Source organism: Pseudoalteromonas sp. MMG010, assembly GCF_018100905.1.
Classification (GTDB): domain Bacteria; phylum Pseudomonadota; class Gammaproteobacteria; order Enterobacterales; family Alteromonadaceae; genus Pseudoalteromonas.
Genome location: NZ_JAGJEG010000011.1, coordinates 62033 through 83660, shown reverse-complemented (window position 1 = coordinate 83660; position 21628 = coordinate 62033). Strand labels below are relative to the sequence as shown.

General features: G+C 38.5%; 21 protein-coding genes and 1 pseudogene. 17 read left to right on the top strand and 5 right to left on the bottom strand.

Annotation, left to right across the window (positions count from 1 at the left end; translation table 11 throughout):
- Window positions 1–186: 186 nt before the first annotated feature.
- Window positions 187–639 carry a DUF2721 domain-containing protein gene (locus J8L70_RS12220; protein ID WP_211055871.1) on the bottom strand — a complete coding sequence of 151 codons (453 nt, stop codon included), beginning with the start codon at window positions 637–639 and terminating at the stop codon, window positions 187–189.
- Window positions 640–695: 56 nt separating this feature from the next.
- On the opposite strand from J8L70_RS12220, the gene J8L70_RS12215 reads away from it, so the two are divergent.
- From J8L70_RS12215 to tsaD, 3 genes are read left to right on the top strand one after another with little or no spacing between them, the layout of a single operon-like run.
- Entirely contained in the window at window positions 696–1055 is a 360-nt protein-coding gene (locus J8L70_RS12215; RefSeq protein ID WP_211055870.1) for a DUF2007 domain-containing protein, read from the top strand.
- Window positions 1042–1632: a YjaG family protein gene (locus J8L70_RS12210; protein ID WP_211055869.1), complete on the top strand. Its 591-nt coding sequence runs from the start codon at window positions 1042–1044 to the stop codon at window positions 1630–1632. The genes J8L70_RS12215 and J8L70_RS12210 overlap by 14 nt, the downstream gene beginning before the upstream one ends.
- Before the next feature lie 22 nt (window positions 1633–1654).
- On the top strand, window positions 1655–2668 hold the full coding sequence (gene tsaD, locus J8L70_RS12205; protein ID WP_211055868.1) for a tRNA (adenosine(37)-N6)-threonylcarbamoyltransferase complex transferase subunit TsaD: 1014 nt from the start codon (window positions 1655–1657) through the stop codon (window positions 2666–2668).
- Window positions 2669–2670: 2 nt separating this feature from the next.
- Here the strand turns inward: tsaD and plsY are convergent, their stop codons facing one another.
- A complete protein-coding gene (gene plsY / locus J8L70_RS12200; protein WP_211055867.1) occupies window positions 2671–3261 on the bottom strand; it encodes a glycerol-3-phosphate 1-O-acyltransferase PlsY in 591 nt (196 codons plus the stop codon).
- Between the two features lie 233 nt (window positions 3262–3494).
- Here plsY and folB point away from each other — a divergent pair, with 233 nt between their 5' ends.
- Genes folB through J8L70_RS12185 form a run of 3 tightly spaced genes read left to right on the top strand, consistent with a single transcriptional unit; the run spans window position 3495 to window position 5139 of the window.
- Window positions 3495–3854: a dihydroneopterin aldolase gene (gene folB, locus J8L70_RS12195; protein ID WP_211055866.1), complete on the top strand. Its 360-nt coding sequence runs from the start codon at window positions 3495–3497 to the stop codon at window positions 3852–3854.
- Complete coding sequence (gene folK / locus J8L70_RS12190; RefSeq protein ID WP_211055865.1) at window positions 3854–4342, top strand: 2-amino-4-hydroxy-6-hydroxymethyldihydropteridine diphosphokinase; 489 nt, start codon at window positions 3854–3856, stop codon at window positions 4340–4342. Before folB ends, folK begins: the two co-directional genes overlap by 1 nt.
- Window positions 4339–5139, top strand: coding sequence for an undecaprenyl-diphosphate phosphatase (locus J8L70_RS12185; protein ID WP_211055864.1), 801 nt, complete (start codon window positions 4339–4341; stop codon window positions 5137–5139). The genes folK and J8L70_RS12185 overlap by 4 nt, the downstream gene beginning before the upstream one ends.
- A 74-nt stretch (window positions 5140–5213) precedes the next feature.
- Here J8L70_RS12185 and J8L70_RS12180 read toward each other — a convergent pair whose 3' ends face one another.
- Window positions 5214–6002 carry a hypothetical protein gene (locus tag J8L70_RS12180; protein ID WP_211055863.1) on the bottom strand — a complete coding sequence of 263 codons (789 nt, stop codon included), beginning with the start codon at window positions 6000–6002 and terminating at the stop codon, window positions 5214–5216.
- A gap of 232 nt (window positions 6003–6234) precedes the next feature.
- Here J8L70_RS12180 and mpl point away from each other — a divergent pair, with 232 nt between their 5' ends.
- Genes mpl through J8L70_RS12155 form a run of 5 tightly spaced genes read left to right on the top strand, consistent with a single transcriptional unit; the run spans window position 6235 to window position 10574 of the window.
- Window positions 6235–7590: a UDP-N-acetylmuramate:L-alanyl-gamma-D-glutamyl-meso-diaminopimelate ligase gene (gene mpl / locus J8L70_RS12175; protein ID WP_211055862.1), complete on the top strand. Its 1356-nt coding sequence runs from the start codon at window positions 6235–6237 to the stop codon at window positions 7588–7590.
- A gap of 1 nt (window position 7591) precedes the next feature.
- On the top strand, window positions 7592–8212 hold the full coding sequence (locus tag J8L70_RS12170) for a flavin prenyltransferase UbiX (RefSeq protein WP_211055861.1): 621 nt from the start codon (window positions 7592–7594) through the stop codon (window positions 8210–8212).
- Window positions 8212–9141 carry an ABC transporter ATP-binding protein gene (locus tag J8L70_RS12165; RefSeq protein WP_211055860.1) on the top strand — a complete coding sequence of 310 codons (930 nt, stop codon included), beginning with the start codon at window positions 8212–8214 and terminating at the stop codon, window positions 9139–9141. Before J8L70_RS12170 ends, J8L70_RS12165 begins: the two co-directional genes overlap by 1 nt.
- Window positions 9142–9909 (top strand): ABC transporter permease, encoded by a 768-nt coding sequence (locus J8L70_RS12160; protein WP_211055859.1) that lies wholly within the window; start codon window positions 9142–9144, stop codon window positions 9907–9909. It abuts the gene before it with no gap.
- Window positions 9909–10574 carry an SAM-dependent methyltransferase gene (locus tag J8L70_RS12155; protein ID WP_211055858.1) on the top strand — a complete coding sequence of 222 codons (666 nt, stop codon included), beginning with the start codon at window positions 9909–9911 and terminating at the stop codon, window positions 10572–10574. Before J8L70_RS12160 ends, J8L70_RS12155 begins: the two co-directional genes overlap by 1 nt.
- Here J8L70_RS12155 and J8L70_RS12150 read toward each other — a convergent pair.
- The gene (locus tag J8L70_RS12150; protein ID WP_211055857.1) at window positions 10569–12437 is read right to left on the bottom strand and encodes a GGDEF domain-containing protein; all 1869 of its coding nucleotides are present in this window, start codon (window positions 12435–12437) and stop codon (window positions 10569–10571) included. The genes J8L70_RS12155 and J8L70_RS12150 overlap by 6 nt on opposite strands.
- A gap of 194 nt (window positions 12438–12631) precedes the next feature.
- On the opposite strand from J8L70_RS12150, the gene panP reads away from it, so the two are divergent.
- Window positions 12632–14257, top strand: a complete 1626-nt coding sequence (gene panP, locus J8L70_RS12145; protein WP_211055856.1) for a pyridoxal-dependent aspartate 1-decarboxylase PanP — start codon at window positions 12632–12634, stop codon at window positions 14255–14257.
- 44 nt (window positions 14258–14301) lie between these two features.
- Here the strand turns inward: panP and argE are convergent.
- Window positions 14302–15447, bottom strand: a pseudogene (gene argE, locus J8L70_RS12140) (acetylornithine deacetylase).
- Window positions 15448–15667: 220 nt separating this feature from the next.
- Here argE and argC point away from each other — a divergent pair.
- Genes argC through argH form a run of 5 tightly spaced genes read left to right on the top strand, consistent with a single transcriptional unit; the run spans window position 15668 to window position 21507 of the window.
- Complete coding sequence (gene argC / locus J8L70_RS12135) at window positions 15668–16678, top strand: N-acetyl-gamma-glutamyl-phosphate reductase (protein WP_211055855.1); 1011 nt, start codon at window positions 15668–15670, stop codon at window positions 16676–16678.
- Window positions 16678–17445, top strand: coding sequence for an acetylglutamate kinase (gene argB, locus J8L70_RS12130; protein WP_211055854.1), 768 nt, complete (start codon window positions 16678–16680; stop codon window positions 17443–17445). The genes argC and argB overlap by 1 nt, the downstream gene beginning before the upstream one ends.
- 7 nt (window positions 17446–17452) lie before the next feature.
- Window positions 17453–18385 carry an ornithine carbamoyltransferase gene (locus J8L70_RS12125; RefSeq protein WP_211055853.1) on the top strand — a complete coding sequence of 311 codons (933 nt, stop codon included), beginning with the start codon at window positions 17453–17455 and terminating at the stop codon, window positions 18383–18385.
- Window positions 18382–19584: an argininosuccinate synthase gene (locus J8L70_RS12120; protein WP_211055852.1), complete on the top strand. Its 1203-nt coding sequence runs from the start codon at window positions 18382–18384 to the stop codon at window positions 19582–19584. The genes J8L70_RS12125 and J8L70_RS12120 overlap by 4 nt, the downstream gene beginning before the upstream one ends.
- A 57-nt stretch (window positions 19585–19641) precedes the next feature.
- Window positions 19642–21507, top strand: a complete 1866-nt coding sequence (gene argH / locus J8L70_RS12115; RefSeq protein WP_211055851.1) for an argininosuccinate lyase — start codon at window positions 19642–19644, stop codon at window positions 21505–21507.
- Window positions 21508–21628: the final 121 nt, after the last annotated feature.

Sequence of the window (21628 nt, the reverse complement as noted above, 5' to 3'; positions counted from 1 at the left end):
CCCGATATTCATTTAGATAGGTGCTAGGATAACTTTGTTTTAAAAAGAAGAAAAGTAAAATCAATAAATAATACTGTTTTATTACTTTCTATATAGGTACTTAGTATTGAAAATTATGCGATTTCATTTGTTAGTACCTAGCTTAACAGCTTGTAAGTATATAAAAAGAGCAAAAAAATCGTTGTTTTATTTTTTTTGAGTTACTTTTTCTGAGTGGCTATTTAAGAAATTTCGGGTTGCTCTACCACTGAGTGGTTTTTGCTCAATGTTTAATAATTCAATTTCAATGGCATCACATGAGATATGGATTTCGAATAAAGAAGTTAATAATGATAAACTTAAGCAGCTTAAACTAACACCAAATAAAATAACTCCCGTTGTTTTAAATTCAATAAATAATGCGAACATAGATAAAGTACATAATAAAAACGAAGCAACACCATAAACTTGCATCGTTCGTACAAGTTTTATACGTTTACGTAAATTTGTAATTTGTGCAACGACTACAGGGCGAATTGATTCACCTTCACGGGAATTGAGTTCACGAATTAATTGCGCTAAAACTAAAAAACGGTTTGTGTAAGCAAGTAACAATAAAGAGATTGCTGGAAAGAGTAAGCCTGGTGTTGTTAACGTCATTAGTTTTTCCTTTTATTAACAGCACTTAGTGTAACCAAAAATAAGCGAAGTGAACATTGCAAAATACTCATAATAACCTCAGTAATAATAGCGCATTTAATTGGATCATAATCTATCAGGCAGAAAACCAAGTAGAGGCAAACATAGTAAAAGGATTATTACTCCATGAAGGGATTGAGTGCCAATTACAAGGAGAAATGCTACACGGGGCTTTAGGTGAAATTCCATTTGACCAAACAAGCGTTAGCGTACAGGTTTATGCGATAAAAGAGCGCCATGCAAGAGAAATATTGTTAAACTACCAGCAAGTAAAACAAGTCGCTCCAGATTGGGTGTGCCCCAACTGTAATGAGCATAACGGACCATCATTTGATTTTTGTTGGTCATGCGAGACATTAAATAATGACAAAAGCTAATAACTTTCAACGAATTAGAGAATTAAATTACTTACAAAAAGCTGTTTTGGCAAGTGCTTTAATAGAGCGAATGCTGCCAAACTATGGTTTATTTAGTGAAGCAACTGGTTTTGGTGACGAAGATGTTTTTCGTAGTGCGCTGAATGTTTGCTGGGAAAAAATACTTTTACCTAAAAGTAAAATTGATCTTGAAAAGCAAGTTGAAAAAATAGAGCCCAACGTTCCTGAGCTTGAAGATTTTGACATGTTCGGTACTTACCCTGCCATTGATGCCGCAACGTCATTACTGAGCTTAATGCACGGTTTAATGGGCCAAGATGAGCAAGAGTTTGTCAATATTAGTAAAATATCACAAGCCACTGTGGCTCGTTTTATCGAATATCAACTGACAGTTGAAGGCACCGTAGCCGACAATAAATCAGTACGAGAGCATCCGTTAATGCAATACGAAATTGATGTGCTTGGCGAATTAATTGATTTTGTTGAAAACATGGGACGTGTGACTTCTGACAATGTTAAAGCGTTAAAGAAGCAAGCTCTTATTGATGGTCAAACTAACATTGGTTTAGCCATTTAACCCTTGTGAGGAGAATTAAACAATGCGAATTTTAGGCATTGAATCATCGTGCGATGAAACAGGAATAGCAATTTACGATGATGAAAAGGGACTACTTGCTCATCAGCTTTATAGCCAAGTTGAAGTACATGCTGATTATGGTGGTGTCGTTCCAGAACTTGCATCACGTGATCATGTACGCAAAACACTACCATTAATTGATGCCGCTTTTGCGCAAGCTGGATGTGGTCCTGAAGATTTAGATGGCATCGCTTACACGGCAGGCCCTGGTTTAGTTGGGGCGTTACTTGTGGGAACATCAATTGGTCGTTCACTCGCCTATGGTTGGAATATTCCTGCTGTCGCTGTACATCATATGGAAGGGCATTTATTAGCCCCGATGCTGGAAGAGACTATCCCTGAATTTCCATTTATTGCTTTATTGGTCTCTGGTGGCCATACCATGATGGTTAAAGTCGCTGGGATAGGCCAATACGAAGTACTTGGAGAGTCGGTTGATGATGCCGCAGGTGAAGCCTTTGATAAAACGGCTAAGTTGTTAGGGCTTGATTACCCAGGTGGCCCAAGGCTAGCAAAAATGGCGGAGCAAGGGGTCCCTAAACGATTTATTTTTCCAAGACCAATGACAGACAAGCCTGGGCTCGACTTTAGCTTTAGCGGGTTAAAAACGGCAGCGGCCATTACCATACGCGAAAATAGCAATGATGAACAAACACATGCCGATATTGCCCATGCGTTTCAAACAGCAGTGATTGATACATTAGTTATTAAATGTAAACGCGCGCTTAAGCAAACGGGTATCAAGCGGTTAGTTATCGCAGGAGGAGTGAGCGCAAATACACAGCTTCGTTTGCAGCTAGAGCGTGTAATGCAAGGAATGAAAGGGCAGGTGTATTATCCTCGCACTGAGTTTTGTACCGATAATGGAGCAATGATTGCTTATGCGGGGATGCAACGTTTAAAAGCGGGGCAATTTGCAACCCTAGATATGAAAACCAAGCCACGTTGGCCAATTGATTCGTTAGCCGCCATTTAATGTTAAGGGGCTTTTTTAGCCCCGACTTTTGGCTCTTTGCCTTCAATTAAGCGCACAATATTTTTACGGTGTCTAAAAACGATAAGTAAAGTAAGTAAAACAACAGGGACAGTGTATAAAGGTTTTATCCACCAAGTATATAATGGCGCTAAAGATACGCTAATTAATGCAGCAAGCGATGAGTAGCGTGTTATTGTCACGACAATAAGCCAGGTTGCGATTAATAGTCCTGCTAAAGAAAGTCCTATTGGTAATATTGCACCAAATGCTGTTGCGACTGCTTTGCCGCCTTTAAAACCAAAAAATACAGGGTACATATGCCCTAAACAAGCAGCAACCGCAATTGCGCCTAGCTGCAGTGGCGCTATATCTAAAAAATAGGCTCCCCATACGGGTAAAGTCCCTTTTAAAATATCAAACACTAATACTAAGCAAGCGGGTAAAGCACTTCCTAATCGATAAACATTAGTTGCTCCAGGGTTCTTCGAGCCATGGTGACGAGGGTCGGGCAGTGAAAATAGCCGAGACACTAATATAGCCGAAGAAATCGACCCTATTAGATAAGCTAAAGTAAACATGGCAATGACTAACACGCAGTTCCTTATATTAAATATTTTAGCTGTTTGATTTAATGCAATGAGTGCCGTTTTTGAGCTATTATTGACACTCAACTTTAAGGTAGTAAAAATTATTTTAAAATTGTGGATAATATAACCGACGCAGATACATTGTAGATGTATTTTTTATATTTTTAAACACTGAAAAAACTATACGTCATATTTATCATAAATATTGGCTCATTCAGTGGTTTTTCTTTGGAGTAGTAATGGATAAGGTTTTTATTTCGCAGTTACATGTTGAGACAATTATCGGGGTGTATGATTTCGAAAAAAAAGCACCCCAAAGCCTTTATTTTGATATTACTATGCTAAGCGATATCAAGCCTGCGGCTAACAATGATGATATTACATTGGCTTTAGATTATGCAAAAGTAAGCGAAAGAGTGATAGCACACACTACCGCAAAGCCCGTTGAATTACTTGAAACATTAGTAGAGCAACTGGCCCGTATTATTCTCAGTGAGTTTAATACACCCGAGGTAACGATTAAAGTAAGTAAACCTGCTGCCGTACCTCAAGCAAAAACAGTCGGTGTTGAAATTACACGAACGAAGGAATGCGTTTAATGGCGCAAATTTATATCAGCCTAGGCTCTAATATAAATAAAGAATATTATATACGTTGTGCTTTAAATGCTCTGACACAGCATTTTTCTTGTTTACAACACTCGAGTGTATTTGAAAGTGAAGCTGTTGGATTTGCAGGTAATAACTTTTATAACTCAGTGGTTGGTGCAAATACCGATATGCCATTGCATGATGTATGCCGTTTATTAAAAAAAATAGAGAAAGAGCATGGGCGCAGTGAAAACGATAAAAAATTTAGTCCACGTACACTCGATCTCGACTTACTGTTTTATGATGACGTCATTTGCACAACACCGGCGCAACTTCCACGCGATGAAATCACCAAGAATGCGTTTGTGTTACAACCTTTAGCGCAATTAGCCCCTCATTTTTTTCACCCTGTAGCGAAGCAAACTATTGCTCAGCTATGGAGAGAATATAACAACCCGCAACAAAAACTATGGAAGGTGGAGTTTTCTACATTATGAGTATCATTGAAATAATTATTTTAGCTTTAATTCAGGGTTTTACTGAGTTTTTACCGATATCTAGCTCTGCACACTTAATTTTACCCTCGCAAATATTAGGTTGGGAAGATCAAGGCCTTGCTTTTGATGTTGCTGTACATGTGGGAACTCTTATTGCTGTTATTATCTATTTTAGAAAAGAAGTAGCCGATATTTTAGTTGCGTGGTTTAAATCTTGGGGTGCACAAGGAAGCAACGAAAACAGTAAGTTAGGGTGGTGGATAATTTTAGGCACAATCCCAGCAGCGATTTTAGGCTTACTGTTAAAAGATTATGTTGAGCTATACCTTAGAAGTGCATGGGTCATCGCCGCCACGACCATTATTTTTGGTTTACTACTTTGGTATGCTGATGTTAAAGCAAAACAAACAAAAACGATTTATCAACTAAATTATAAAACCGCTTTATTTATTGGTTTAGCACAGGCTGTCGCTATGATCCCTGGTACTTCTCGTTCGGGTATTACAATGACCGCAGGGCTTTTATTGGGAATGAATAAACAAAGCGCAGCGCGTTTTTCATTTTTACTTGCGATCCCTATTATTTCGATGATGGGTTTGTACTACACGATAGAGTTGGCGTTAGGTGATCATGCTGTTGATTGGAGTACGTTAATATTAGGAGTGGTATTATCGTTTTTATCTGCTTATGCGTGCATATACTTATTTTTAAAGATTATTGAGCGTATGGGGATGCTACCTTTTGTTATTTATCGGCTGTTACTGGGTGTAGGCTTAATACTATTTTTAAGTTTATAAATACTGTAATAAACCGTTATTAATTTACTCATAAAAAAAGCACCTTAAGGTGCTTTTTTTTATAAACCGAGAACTTATAAATTTAATAAATAAGATCTAATAAACTCTCTTTGATTTGGCGCTTGCGGGCTGGTTTTAAATTCGAGTGACTCATGATTCGCTCGTAATTTTAACTCATCATTAAATTCGCAGTTTACCGTAGTAAACTTGGCGGCTTGTGCTTTAAAATCTGAATTACTTTCACATTGATAAGCCATTTCTTTTACTACTTGTGAGCAAAAGGCACCTACAGCATATTTATTTAAATCGGCATCAGATATCGCAGACCAATTTACATTAGTTATTACTTTTGTATCGCACTGGGTTAGGATTTCATTACTGGCTTTCTCAATCGTTTGCTTTTGCATATCGAGGTGTTTTTCTCTATCAAATGCAGCAAGTTTAGCTTGTACTCCAGCATTAAGTTGTTGCTGATATTGGGCTAATAAATCTTCAACAATAACGGGATTAGTCTTCTCGTTTTTTGTTAGGTAAATACTTTGACGCGTATTAGGGATGTATAAAGTATATGAGCAGCAGCGATAGCCATCAGCGACATTAATGAGCGCTCTTTGTGAACCATCGTAGGTATATTTATATGCTTTATTACTGCCATGAGGTTTTAATTCGGTTAAAAATACCACATCATCAATGTTGTGGTTTATCCCTGTGACTTTAACTAAAGCCTGTTTATTATCGGCAGTCGGGGCAATAATCGCGTTTATGCCGTCATTTGATTTTAATTCTATAGGGTATTTGGCTAATTCGAGTGAGAAAACGTTGTGGCTAATTAATATGCTAATGAGTAAAAAGAACTTTTTCATACAAGGTCCATTTAAAATTTTGTTTATAAGTAATGAATAGTGTTTATATCATTCAATGTAAGAGAATTAAACGCATAGAGTAAATAAAAACATATATTTTACTTACTATTAATTACCAATTTAGGTGTTTCAAGTGCACTTCCTTCATGGTAACGATCGCTTATTTTTGGCATTATAACGCCTTCTTATTTGTCGTGAAGAAAAATACGCGCACTTTATAAAGGATAAATGTATGCATATACATATTTTAGGCATTTGCGGTACCTTTATGGGCGGTATTGCCGCTATTGCTAAATCACTTGGGCACAAAGTCACTGGGTCTGATCAAAATGTATATCCTCCAATGAGTACGCAACTGCAGGCTTTAGGTATTGAGCTTACCCAAGGGTACGATATCGCTCAGCTAAAGCCTGTGCCAGATATTGTTGTGATAGGTAATGCAATGAGTCGCGGTAATGCATGCGTTGAGCATGTACTTGATAATGGCATTCCTTATACTTCTGGGCCTGAGTGGCTAAAACATAACTTATTACAAGACTGTTGGGTACTTGCGGTTGCAGGCACTCACGGAAAAACAACTACAGCAAGTATGTTGGCGTGGCTTTTAGAATATACAGGTTTAAAGCCTGGGTTTTTAATTGGAGGGATAGTGCAGAACTTTGGGGTATCAGCCAAAGTAGGTGAAACGCCCTTCTTTGTTATTGAAGCCGACGAATACGATACGGCCTTTTTTGATAAACGCAGTAAATTTGTACATTATTTACCGCGCACCTTAGTTCTTAATAATCTTGAATTTGATCACGCGGATATTTTTGACGATTTAAATGCAATAAAAAAACAATTTCATCACTTAATGCGTACATTACCTCAAAGTGGAAAAGTCATTTGGCCCAAGCAAGATGCCGCACTGAGTGACGTGATTCAGCAAGGTTTATGGAGCGAAAGTGAAACATTAGCGGGTGATTGGGATTATCAATTATTAAAACCCGATGGCAGTGAATTTAACGTGTTATTAAATAATGAAATACAAGGCACGGTCAATTGGCAAGCAATTGGTGAGCATAATGTTAAAAATGCAATTATGGCCATTGCTGCAGCGCGTCATGTCGGTATTGCTATTGCACATAGTATTGAGGCTTTAGCGCAATTTATTAGTCCTAAAAGGCGTATGGAGCTCAAAGCCGATATTAATAGTATAAAAGTGTATGATGATTTTGCTCATCACCCCACAGCAATTAAAACTACGCTTGCTGGGCTTAGAGCGAAAGTTGGCAGTGAAAAAATTATTGCCATTTTAGAGCCGCGTTCTAATACCATGAAAATGGGCGTTCATCAGCATACATTAATTGACTCATTAGCACAGGCAGATGAGGTGTTATTATTTGAGCCTGATAACTTAAGTTGGTCATTAAAAAGTAAAGCCGTAGAAGCGGGTATGGCCTGTTTTTCAAGTACAGAAAAAATAATAAATACGGTTATTGAAAATAGCGCCGCTAATCAACATATTTTAATTATGAGTAACGGTGGGTTTAATGGGTTGCATGAGCAATTAATTATGCAATTAAATAAAAAATACAACGGAGTATAGCGTGCAATATAAAGACACGATTACCTTAGCCTTTAGTGGCGCATCGGGTGCGCCTTATGGTTTAAGATTACTCGAAGTATTATTAGCACAGCAGTTTCGTGTTTATGTACTTATCTCAAGTGCAGCGCGAGTGGTACTTGATACGGAATCAAACCTTAAATTATCGGCAAATGAAGATAAGGCAACACAACAGCTAGGCAGTTTATACAATGCGCAGCCAGAACAGTTACAAGTATTTGGAAAAGATAATTGGTTTAGCCCTGTCGCATCGGGGTCTGCTGCCCCTAAAAAAATGGTGGTGTGCCCATGTAGTGCCGGGTCTGTTTCTGCAATTGCGGTAGGCGCTTCTGATAATTTGCTAGAGCGAGCCGCAGATGTTGTTATTAAAGAGCGTGGACAATTAATCTTAGTACCACGAGAAACCCCTTTTAACGAAATACACTTAGAGAATATGTTAAAGCTGTCGCGTTTAGGTGTCACCATCATGCCTGCAGCACCTGGGTTTTATCATAAACCACAAAGCATAGAAGATTTGGTTGATTTTATGGTGGCAAGAATTTTAGATCATTTAAATATTGAACATACCTTAACTAAACGTTGGGGTTATGGTGAGGGAAAATGATGACTGAGCAAACAGTAGCATTAAATATTGAAGGCCTAACAAAGGTTTATAAAAATAAAGTTGAGGCCGTAAAGGGCATTGATTTACAAGTTAAGGAAGGTGACTTTTTTGCATTGCTTGGATCTAATGGAGCGGGTAAATCAACCACAATAGGTATTATCGCTTCGTTAGTGAATAAAACCAAAGGTAAGGTTGAGGTATTTGGTAAAAATATTGATACCGATTTAGAAGCCGCAAAATCTTATTTAGGTTTAGTGCCGCAAGAATTTAATTTTAGTCAGTTTGAAACCTTAAGCCAGATTTTAGTCAATCAGGCTGGCTATTATGGGGTTTCAAGAGGCGAGGCTCATAAACGCGCTGATAAGTACTTAACACAATTAGGGTTGCTTGAGAAAAAGGATAAACAAGCACGTACTTTATCGGGAGGGATGAAACGCCGATTAATGATTGCACGCGCATTAATGCATGAGCCTAAGCTCCTTATTTTAGATGAGCCGACAGCGGGAGTTGATATTGAGCTACGTCGCTCAATGTGGGACTTTTTACGCAAAATAAACGAACAAGGCGTTACGATAATATTAACGACGCATTATCTTGAAGAAGCGGAATTATTGTGTAAAAACATTGGTATTATTGATAGCGGAAAAATTATCGAAAATACAACAATGAAATCATTGTTAGCAAAGCTTAATAAAGAGACTTTTATACTTGATTTAAAAGCCCCTGTTGCCCCTGTTAGTATTGAAGGGTATCAATTTACGATGACTGATGAATTTACCCTTGAAGTTGAAGTGGCTAAATCGCAAGGTTTAAATGCTGTGTTTAGTGCGCTAACAGCACAAGGTAATACGGTATTAAGTATGCGTAATAAAGCTAACCGGTTAGAAGAATTATTTGTAGAGCTATTAGAGCAAGGGCGGGAAGATTAAATGTTTAAATATGGGGTCGCTTTAAAAAGTTTATGGATTAAAGAGTGCATACGTTTTTTACGAATTTGGGTGCAAACCTTAGTTCCTCCTGCAATCACAATGAGTTTATATTTTGTGATTTTTGGTAATTTAATAGGTTCACGTATTGGCGAAATGGGGGGCTTTAGTTACATGGAGTTTATTGTACCTGGCTTGATCATGATGTCGGTGATCACCAATTCTTACTCTAATGTTGCTTCTAGCTTTTATTCTACTAAGTTTCAAAAAAGTATCGAAGAGTTACTCGTTGCCCCAGTCCCTAATTATATTATAGTGCTTGGCTATATTGGCGGCGGCATGACACGAGGCATGCTGGTCGGGTTTATTGTTACGTGTGTATCTTTATTTTTTGTTGATATTCAAATTCATAACTTATTTGTAATTGTTGCAACTGTAGTACTTACCTCAGCCGTTTTTGCGCTTGGGGGATTAATTAATGCCATTTATGCAAACAGTTTTGATGACATCAGTATTATACCGACGTTTATTTTAACTCCGTTAACGTATTTAGGTGGGGTATTTTATTCAATTACTTTACTACCTGAATTTTGGCAAAACGTATCGCAAGTTAATCCAATTATTTATATGGTTAATGCATTTAGGTATGGGTTTTTAGGTGTATCAGATGTCGACTTAACGTTCGCATTTGGTGTGCTATTGGTATTTATAACGGTGTTGTTTAGTGTGGCACTAATGTTAATTAAAAAAGGTGTGGGGATTAGACATTAATGAGTGATGCAAATTCACGTAATATTGTATCTAACCAAGCAGGATTACACGAAAAATTAGATGATATTGTAACTAAGCATTTAACTGCTGAGTTTAAAAAGCCCATTGCAGAGCATACGCAACGGGCATTTGATGAAGTAAACGAAAAAGTAAAAGCCTTTGAGGGTCCTATTATTTTGGATTCGTGTTGTGGGGTAGGTGAAAGTACGGCTAATCTAGCTAAGCGCCACCCTGATGTATTGGTTATCGGTATTGATAAGTCATCGCACCGCTTAGAAAAACACGATGTAGAGTATAAGCAGACTGACAGTGGGCAATATATTTTAGTGCAAGCTGACTTGAATGACTTTTGGCGTTTAGCGGTTGCTGAAAACTGGCAACCAACACATCATTACTTACTTTATCCAAACCCTTGGCCAAAATCTAAGCATATTCAAAGGCGTTGGCATGGCGCAGCAATTTTTCCATTTATTGTAAAATTAGGTGGATTATTAGAGGTGCGCAGCAATTGGGATATTTATGTAAAAGAATTTGCACGTGCATTGGAACTTACCGGCCACGCCTGCGAGGTGAATGCATTTGAATCAGATTATGCTATCACCCCATTTGAGCGAAAATATTGGGCAAGCGCTCAGCAAAGCTACCGGCTTATAATTCAATTATAGCGTCGTACTTTCGATAATATGTGGCATAGGCGGGGCAAAATGATTGCCCTGCATAAGCATCACATTAGCTTGCTCTAATGCCGTGACAATCGCGGTGTTTTCTACAGATTCGGCGACTAAGTCTAAACCTAACTGTTTTGTAAAAGTAGCAATATGTTTGATAAACAAAAAGATATCTTTGTCGTTCGCAATCTGTTTTATTAAAGCTCCGTCGAGCTTAATGCCATCAACCTCTAGCTTAATAACATTAGAAATATTTGAATAACGACTACCAAAGTCATCAATAATTACACGCACGCCTTTATATTTAACTCGTGAAATAAACGCTTTTACCTCAGAAAAATTTGCTATGGCTTGCGTCTCTAAAAGCTCTAAAGTAATGTTTTTTGGGTGTGGGTATCGGTGTAACTCATCGACAATATACTCACTTAAATTAGGGTCGAGCATATCTTGCGCCGTGATATTCATACTCCATTTAATATCTGTTTTTCGAAAACGATGAATACATTGTGAAAAAATCGTACGGGTTAATTCACCGTCCATACGAGAGCGATTAACTACATTTAAAAAAGCCTCAGGCTTTAAAATCTCTCCTCGGGCTGTCACCATACGAGCTAAACATTCATATTGAATAACAGTATTCGTTTTCACATCAACAATGGCTTGAAAGTAAGGCACAATCCGATTGTTATCAAATGCTTCTCTGACTTCTTGCGCCATTTCTACATTGTATTGATATTGCGCTTTTACATCATGTAATGCTTCAGAAAAATTAATAATTGAATGGCGTCCTTGTTTAGCTTGTAACGCTGCAATATGCGCATTTTCAAGCAGCATAGACTTATTACCAGTCGCAATTCCAGTGCATAAAGTGACATAAACAAATGGGTCTGTAAGTAATGGAGAGTTGCAATTGTAGGTTCTGATTATATCGGCGAAGCGTTCACTTGAAACTCCCTTTGGTGCAAGTATTACAAGCTTATTTGTTGCAAAACGATACAGCTTACATTGAGAAGGCGCGCTGTTTTTAAAATGAGTTAATAGTGATTGCATTGATAAATCACCAATGTCAGTACCATAAAAACTGTTTATATCTTCTATTTCGTTTACCCAAATTAAGGCTAGCTGTAGATGATGGTCATTACTTTTGTTTAAGAAGTACTGCAATGCAATATGATTTTCAAAACCCGTGCTGCTATCTGTCGATAATGATCGCTTTAAAATAGAAATATAAATTATGGCGACTAACACCGCAATAAAAAAGAAAAAGCTCGCCATAGCAGCCGCTTTAGAGACACTTACTTGTAATTTTTGTTCTAAATCATGGATTGTAATGTCTGCACCGGTGAGATATACCTTGCCATTTTTATCAACATAAGGAATAAAAATACTTTTAAAGTGTCCCCATTGATCGCGAGATATTTCAAAGGTGGGTTCGGTGGAGTAAAAAGCCCCTAAATTAATGTCTGTTGCAGCTGCGTATAAATCTAAAAACTGTGTTATTTGGCCATTCGATATATCATCGGATGTATAACTTGAGGCGGTGAAATGTACTTTATTATCAATTAAAATCATCGAATAAACATAAGCAATATCTAAAGAAGCTGCGAATTCGGATAGTTGTTTGTTTTTTTCTTGATAAAGAGCGAGGTCTATATGATGGGTTTCGTTAATTTTATTATGGTACTCATCCCCTAAAATATAATTCACACTGGTCGCTGCATTGAGTAAACGATTATCTACGGCCTGCATGATTTCGCTGCGGGTGATGTGATAAGTATAATAAACGTACATAAGCAGACTAATTAAAAACAGTGTAAATCCTGCTATTACTCCACCTATTTTAAACTTTCCTTTTTGCATGTTTATCCCTATTTGTTATTTTTTTTATTATACCGATAATAAATTAGCATAAAGTAAAAAAAAATAATCAATTTATCATTTATTTGTCATATAAATAGCTCGTTTAGGGCTTTTTACGAGACATTTTGTCTAGATTCCAGTAAAGTTACCGAAATTTATTTAATCACTGTAGCATACACACACTGGGTATTAAGATGGATCAAAAGCGTTGTGCCGTCGCCTCTAAAGAAAGCCTGAAGCGTATATTTACTGTACCTGAAGCGCCAGACTCAACTTTAAGCAAAATTGAGCTTGAAATATCGAGTAATTTAGCGGGTTTCTTAAACGAAAATATTGCGGCAATTGAAAAGCCATTGCATGAAATCGAAAAAGATTTTCAATCTGCAGTGATCCCCGAAGATCCGACATTTGTGTCTGCCTATGCGCAAGACATAATGGAGCAACTTGTTGCTCATTCAGTGCATACCGCCGCCCCTAGCTTTATTGGTCATATGACCTCAGCACTGCCTCATTTTTTATTACCTCTTTCTAAGTTAATGGTTGGGTTAAATCAAAACTTAGTAAAAATAGAAACCTCAAAAGCATTCACTCCTTTAGAGCGCCAAGTGTTAGGTATGATGCATCATTTAGCCTATGGCCAAAACGATGCCTTTTACTCTAAGTGGATGCACAGTGCTAAAACCTCTTTAGGTGCGTTTTGCTCAGGGGGGACTGTCGCAAATATTACCGCATTATGGATTGCCCGAAATCGTTTATTAAAACCCGATGGCAACTTTAAAGGGATTAATGCGCAAGGTTTAGTCGCGGGTATGCTGCATTATGGGTATAAAGGCTTAGCGATATTGGTATCGGAGCGCGGTCATTACTCGTTGTCAAAAACGGCTGATTTGTTAGGCATTGGACGCGACAATATTGTCGGTATTAAAACCTGTGATAACAATAAGGTTAATGTCATAGCAATGCGTGAAAAAGCGCAAGAGTTGCAATCAAAAGGGATAAAAGTGATGGCAATTGTGGGGGTTGCTGGTACTACCGAGACTGGCAGTATTGACCCTCTAGATGAAATGGCCGAATTAGCCGAGCAAATTGATTGTCACTTTCATGTTGATGCAGCATGGGGTGGGGCTTCATTGCTTTCAGATACTTATAAGCCTTTATTAAAAGGCATTGAGCGAGCTGATTCAATTACCATTGATGCCCATAAACAAATGTATGTGCCAATGGGAGCCGGGTTGGTGTTATTCAAAGACCCTAAGATAAGTGATGCAATTGAACATCATGCAGAATATATTTTGCGTAAAGGCTCGAAAGATTTAGGCAGTCATACCTTAGAAGGTAGTCGCCCTGGTATGGCCATGTTAGTACATGCTTGCTTACGTGTTATAGGCCGTAAAGGCTATGAAATGCTAATTGATAGAAGTATTAATAAGGCCCATTATTTTGCCGATTTAATACGACAAGATGAAGATTTCGAGCTAGTCTCTGAACCTGAGTTATGTATTTTAACTTACCGCTACGTACCTAAAGAAATTAAACACGCTATTAGCCAAGCAGATCCACAAACACGATTTGATATTTTTGCAGCACTAAATCGTTTTACCGCAAGTATGCAAAAGCGACAACGTGAATCGGGACGCTCTTTTGTATCGCGTACACGCTTAACGCCGAGTCAATATGATAACCAGCCGACGGTTGTTTTTAGAGTGGTACTTGCTAACCCGTTAACGTCGGGTGCCATCTTAAAAGACATATTATGTGAGCAAAAAGAGCTGGCTAAAACCGACCCTGTGTTTAAAAAATACTTACTTAAATATATGTAATATTCACTGATAATAAACAAGGCACTGTAATGTGCCTTTTTTATTTAGTGATTTATAAAGCAGCAAGTTTTAATCATCATCGCTAATGATTTTTTGTGATGGCTTTATTTTTTCCATTGCTAAAAACTCATCTGGTTGATGTGCCCGATTAATCGAGCCTAGTCCCATGACAATGGTTTCGCACCCAAATTGTTGAATAAATGGCGCCTCAGTGCAGTAATTAACCGCGATAGCCCTCTCTTCTGCAATTTTTTCAGCTAACATCACTAATGCACTATCGGTAGAACCACTAAAAACGGATATTGGGTCGTGCAAGTCAATAACACTCACTGCGTTAGGATATTGTTTATTAATACCTTTAGTGGTATCGAGTAGTAACATTTGTACGCTTAAAGCAGGGAGTGAGCGTAGTTCAACATGCATTTCACAGCAACCCCAAATATGATTGGCGTTATCACCACCATGAATATTTCCCAAGTTTAATGTTGGGTAAGGAATGTTAAAAAGATTAATTGCATACTTATGCTTTAATTTATCTTTTAACTTGAGTAAATTTGAAGTGACTTTATGCATTACTTTTATCGCATTTAAGCCGCGTTCTGGATCAGAACAGTGTCCTGAGCGACCGACCACTCTAATAGCTGAACTCAGATAACCTTTATGTGTGAAAACGGGGGGCATATCTGTTGGTTCACCAATAATACATCGCGCTGGTTTTAAATGAGGATATGTACATATTTGCTGTGCACCAGTCATGGTTTTTTCTTCATCTACGGTGGCTAAAATTAAAATTGGTTGCGTTTGGTGTTTTGCATCTAGTTTGCTAATTGCTTGTAATGCAAAGGCAAAAAACCTTTCATATCGATACGACCTAAACCAAACAACTTATTGTTGTGTTCAGTTAATTTAAAAGGATTGAAATTCCTACGGCTGTCATCAAAGGGCACGGTATCGGTATGACCCGCGAGCATCAGTCTGGCGTCCCCATCACCATGTTAAGCCAGCAAGTTATAGTGTCCTTTATGGCCTTCTAACTCAATTATTCCGCAGTTAAAACTTAAGTTTTGGTACCACTGGGCAAGTAACTCAATCACTTTTTGATGACTCATACATAAGTTGTCTTCAAGTGCACTAATTGAAGGTGCAGCAACTAATTGCTGATACATTGAAATAAAAGGGGGGAGAGCTATAAAAAATCAAAAAAATATAGCCAATTTCGTTGCATCATAATATAAAAGTATTTATGATGAATATCAATTCACTTTTTAAGCATAAGTATTTTAAATTGCACATGAAAACATTACGACGATAAATCAGTAATTCATTAAAATATGACCTAAAAAACTAGGTTAATTTAAACAAATAAAGTAGTAATAGTCGTTAACCAAATAAAAAAGAGTTAAATAAATAATGAATGTAGTGATTATTGGCGCAAGTGGTTACAGTGGCGCAGAGTTATCAAGCTTAGTGGCAAAACACCCAAATTTAACTTTATCGGGTTGCTATGTTTCGCAAGGTAGCCTTGATAAAAATAAATTATTAAGTGACTTATACCCTGAGCACCTTGGCTTACTCGATATTCCTTTACTTCCCCTTGATAGCGATGCTTTTTTAAGCATTGAGAAAAATGCTGATTACGTTTGTTTGTGTACTGATCACAAGGTAAGCGTTGATTTAGCACCGACGTTTTTAGCAATGAATAAAAAGGTGTTTGATTTATCTGGTGGTTATCGCTTAGCCAGTAATGACGATTATGTCACTTACTATGGATTTGAGCATCAACATCCTGAATTGTTAAACCAAGCCGCGTATGGTTTAGCTGAGTGGAATGCACAAGCAATTAAAAGCGCGTCGCTTGTTGCTGTCGCAGGGTGCTATCCAACGGCGGCATTAAATGCATTAAAGCCACTTAAAAATGCCGGCTTACTCGCAGATCAAAATATTATTATTAATGCGGTGTCTGGAGTAACTGGGGCAGGTAGAAAAGCAAGTGTTGGAACACATTTTTGTGAAGTGTCGTTAGCCCCTTATGGTTTATTTAATCATCGCCACGGTCCTGAAATAGAACAGCATTTAGGTCATAAAGTGTTGTTCACACCCCATTTAGGCAATTTTCCGCGTGGTATTTTAGAAACTATTTATGTGCAATTAAAACCAGGTGTGACAAAAGAGCAGGTTGATCATGCTTATCAAGTATTAGCAGATGAACCTTTGATTCGTTTACTAAAAAATAAAGTCCCTTCAATTAAAGGGGTTGCTAAGCAACCGTATGTTGATATAGGTTGGCAAGTACAGGGTTCACAATTAATAGTGATCTCAGCAATTGATAACTTATTAAAAGGGGCAGCAGGACAAGCTCTTCAATGTATTAACTTATCACTTGGTGTTGATCACACAACAGGATTAAAAGGGGCGTTTTAATGAGCAGTAAAACGTGGGTTATAAAATTAGGTGGGGCTGTACTTAATTCAAAAAATGCTGCAAAGGCATTATTTGATGTATTAGCATCACAAAAAGAGACTCAGTTTGTATTTGTTCATGGTGGTGGATCATTAGTTGATGCGTGGTTAACTGAAGCTGGTTTTGCTAGCGCAAAGCATAAAGGTTTACGTATTAGCCCAAAAGAACAAATGCCGCATATTGTGGGTGCGTTAGCTGGTTGTGCTAATAAGCAACTTATGGGGCAAGCCATTAATGCCGGTCATAAGCCGGTAGGTTTAAGCTTGTTTGAAGCTGGTATAACGGCTACTCAAAAGCTCAAAGCCCTATGTCTAGTAGGAAAATGCGAAAATAACGATGATTCTATCGTGGGTGATTTATTGTCATTAGGGCGTTTACCTATTGTATGTTCAGTCGGTTTTGATGAACAAGGTGTTTGGTATAACGTTAATGCGGATGAAGCAGCGGCAGCGATTGCCAGCAACTTAAATGCTGAGTTAATTTTTATGACGGATGTTGAGGCCGTACTCGATGCGAATAAACAGCCACTGCATCAACTTGATGCAAAGCAAATTGAATCACTAATCGACGAAGGAGTGATTGTGGGCGGGATGGAGGTCAAAGTTAAGACCAGTCTAGATGCTGCCCAGCACTTACGACGAGGGGTGTATATTTCGAGCTGGCTGAAGCCAGAGAATTTAATTGCCTTATTAGCAGGCGAACACGTCGGAACAAAAATTACACCATAGGTTTATTATGCCAGAGAATTTTTTAACGGGTCTTGAATTAGACCAACAAGGTGCACTTAAGTTACTTAAACTCGCACAAGATATTAAAGCAAAGCCAGAAAAGTACAGCCAAGTATTAGCGGGTAAATCAATCGTTACTTTATTTGAAAAACAAAGTTTACGTACTCGTTTATCGTTTGATATTGGTATAAATCGTTTAGGCGGACATGCTGTTTATTTAGATCAGCAAAACGGTGCAATGGGCGCCCGTGAGTCGGTTAAAGATTTTGCACTTAATATTTCTACATGGGCAGATGGTATTGTTGCGCGTGTAAATCAGCATAGTACTTTAACTACGCTCGGCGAATATTCTTCAGTGCCTGTTGTAAATAGTTTGTGTGATTTATATCACCCATGCCAAGCACTTGCTGACTTTTTAACATTACAAGAAGTCCACGGTGATGTGAGTGAGTTAAAGCTCGCTTATTTAGGTGAGGGTAACAACGTAACCCATTCATTAATGCTACTTGCTGCCACATTAGGTACTGACTTTGTTTCAGTGACACCAAAAGGGAGCTCGCCTGATTCGCAAGTTCTAAAAAAAGCAGAGCAAATTGCCGCTATGAATGGCGCGTCAGTAATGGTCAGCGATCGAGTTGAAGCCGCTGTTGGTGCCAATGTTGTTTATGCTGATACATGGGTATCTATGGGAGATACAACGCCTCTTGAGCAAGTAAAAGAAAAATACATGCCATATCAGCTTAATCAAGCTTTATTAGAAAAAACGGGTGCGCAAACTGTATTACATTGCCAACCAGCACACAGGGAATTTGAAATTACTTCTGAAGTAATGGACGGCCCTGCATCAAAAATTATTCAACAAGCAGAAAACCGTATGCATGCGCAAAACGCCTTGCTTGTTACATTACTAAATCCAAAATTTGTTGAGGAACACCTATGAGTTCAATTAAAAAAATCGTTTTAGCCTATTCAGGTGGCCTAGATACGTCTGCAATTGTGCCTTGGTTAAAAGAAAACTATGGCTGTGAAGTGGTTGCGTTTGTTGCCGATGTAGGCCAAGGCGCAGAAGAGCTTGAGGGAGTAGAAGAAAAAGCGATTGCCTCAGGTGCTTCAGAATGTTATGTAGTTGATCTAAAAGATGAAATGGTAAGTGATTACATTTACCCAACCCTTAAAACCGGCTCTATTTACGAAGGTACTTATTTGTTAGGTACTTCAATGGCACGTCCAATTATTGCTAAAGCGCAAGTTGAAATTGCGCGTAAAGTAGGTGCTGATGCGCTCTCTCATGGTTGTACTGGTAAAGGTAATGACCAAGTTCGCTTTGAAGCCTGTTTTGCATCACTTGCACCAGATTTAAAAGTCATTGCACCTTGGCGTGAGTGGGATTTATCAAGCCGTGAATCATTACTTGATTACCTAGCTGAACGTGATATTCCGTGTTCTGCTTCAGCAACAAAAATTTATAGCCGTGATGCGAATGCATGGCATATTTCGCACGAAGGTGGCGAATTAGAAGACCCATGGTGTCAACCTAGTGACCAAGTATGGACGTGGACCAATTCACCTGAGCAAGCGCCTGATAAAGCGCAGCTTGTTACGTTAAAAGTGGTATCAGGAGAAGTTGTTGCCGTTAATGGTGAAGAGCTTAAGCCTTACGACTGTTTAGTTAAGCTTAATGACATTGCTGCACCTCATGGTGTTGGCCGTGTTGATATTGTTGAAAATCGTTTAGTGGGAATGAAATCTCGCGGTTGTTATGAAACTCCAGGCGGTACTGTAATAATGGCCGCGCTACAAGCCATTGATGAATTAGTGCTTGATAAATCTAGCCGTAAATGGAAAGAAACATTAGGCGGTGAGTTCTCTCACTTAGTTTATGATGGACGCTGGTTTACACCTTTAAAAGACTCGATTTTAGCGGGTGCAGAGTCATTATCAGAGCTTGCCACGGGTGAAGTCGTACTTAAGCTTTACAAAGGTCAAGTAACTGCGGTACAAAAGCAATCACCAAATAGTTTATACAGCGAAGATTTTGCAACGTTTGGTGAAGATGATGTATATGATCAATCGCATGCCGAAGGGTTTATTCGTTTATTCTCGCTATCAAGCAGAATCTCGGCAATGACTAAAAAGTAATTTTCAAGCTCTTATGCTATCACGGCATAAGAGCTATTCAGGGTTTGGAGATATTTCATGGCATTATGGGGCGGACGTTTTTCTTCGGGTCCAGATGAGGCGTTTAAAAAGTTTAACGACTCACTTCCCTTTGATTTTCTATTAGCAGAGCACGATATAATTGGCTCTGTGGCATGGGCTGGCGCATTAGAACAAGTTAACGTTTTAACATCTGATGAGCACACTAAGTTAGTAGCTGCATTGTTTGAGTTACTTGATGAAGTGAAAGTTGATTTACAAGCAGTGTCTACTTCTGGGGCAGAAGATATTCATTCGCATGTAGAGTCAGCATTAATAGAAAAAGTTGGAGACTTAGCAAAAAAACTACATACAGGACGTAGCCGTAACGATCAGGTCGCCACCGATTTTAGATTATGGTGTCGAGAAACAGCAGATCATATTCATGCTGCGATCGTACGTTTAAAAGCAGAGTTAATTGAGTTAGCTGAACGTGAGTTGGGCACCATTTTACCTGGTTACACTCACTTACAACGTGCACAACCTGTTTTATTTAGTCACTGGTGTATGGCATATGTTGAAATGCTTGAACGTGATGAAACACGTTTAGCAGATGCTAAAAAACGAATGAACTATTGTCCATTGGGAAGTGGTGCCTTAGCGGGAACCGCTTATCCAATTGATCGCCATAAGTTGGCTCATAGCCTTGGTTTTACGGGAGCAACAAGAAACAGTCTAGATGGTGTTTCTGATAGAGATTTTGTTGTTGAGCTATTAAGTTGCGCTTCTATATCAATGGTGCATTTATCACGTATGGCTGAAGACCTTATTTTTTATAACTCAGGTGAAGCAGGGTTTATTGAGTTAGCTGATAACGTAACATCAGGCTCATCATTAATGCCGCAAAAGAAAAACCCCGATGCACTTGAGTTAATCCGTGGCAAAACTGGGCGCGTATTTGGGGCTTTTAGTGCCATGATGATGACGTTAAAAGCCTTACCACTTGCGTATAACAAAGATATGCAAGAGGACAAAGAAGGTCTCTTTGACGCAATGCCGACTTGGCTTGCTTGTATCCACATGGCACAGGCATGTATTAAGGGCGTTAAGATTAAAGGCGATAGAACGCTTGCAGCGGCAAAAGGCGGCCATGCAAATGCAACCGAGCTTGCTGATTATCTAGTGGCAAAAGGCGTCCCTTTTAGAGAAGGTCATCATATTGTTGGCGTACTGGTGCAGCTAGCAATTAGTGAAAACAAAACCCTTGATGAGCTTTCTATCGAGCAATATAAATCGGTGCATGACAGCATTGAAGATGATGTTTATGACGTATTAACAATTGATGCATGTATCAAAGCGCGCCAAGCATTCGGGGGTACTTCGTTAGAGCAAGTATCAAATGCGATTAAATATGCGATTAAAAAGCAGCAAATTTCTGTGCGTGATGCGAATTTAGATGATGTTGATTCGATTGCTAAGCTTATTCAGCATTGGGCAACAGCCGGTGAAAACTTGCCACGTGCTAAAAGTGATATGGTGCATTCAATTAATGAGTTTGCGGTTACAGAAGTTAATGGAACCGTTAGAGGGTGTGCGTCGTTGTACATTTACGACACCGGTTTAGCTGAAATTCGCTCATTAGGTATTGACCCTCAAAGTGGAGTTAAAGGGCAAGGGCGTGAGTTAGTAGAACACTTATTAGTAAAAGCCAAAAAGCTGGCTCTTAGTCGTGTGATTGTACTCACCCGCGTACCAGACTTTTTTGAGAAGCAAGGCTTTACTTATTGCTCTAAGGAAAGCTTACCTGAAAAAGTAATGAAAGATTGTGAATTGTGTCTTCGTAAAGAAAGTTGTGACGAAGTCTCGATGGAATATATTTTGAAGCCGAGTAGCCGCACGGAGATCCCGTGTAAAAACGTGGCTTAAACTCCCTGGATTAAAAAACGCACGGTTACCCCTGTGCGTTTTTTTATTTCTACCGCTATCTGGTATGACCAGTTTTTCAAGCGAATTGTTTTGTGTCAAAAATTATTGGCCCGTAAATTGC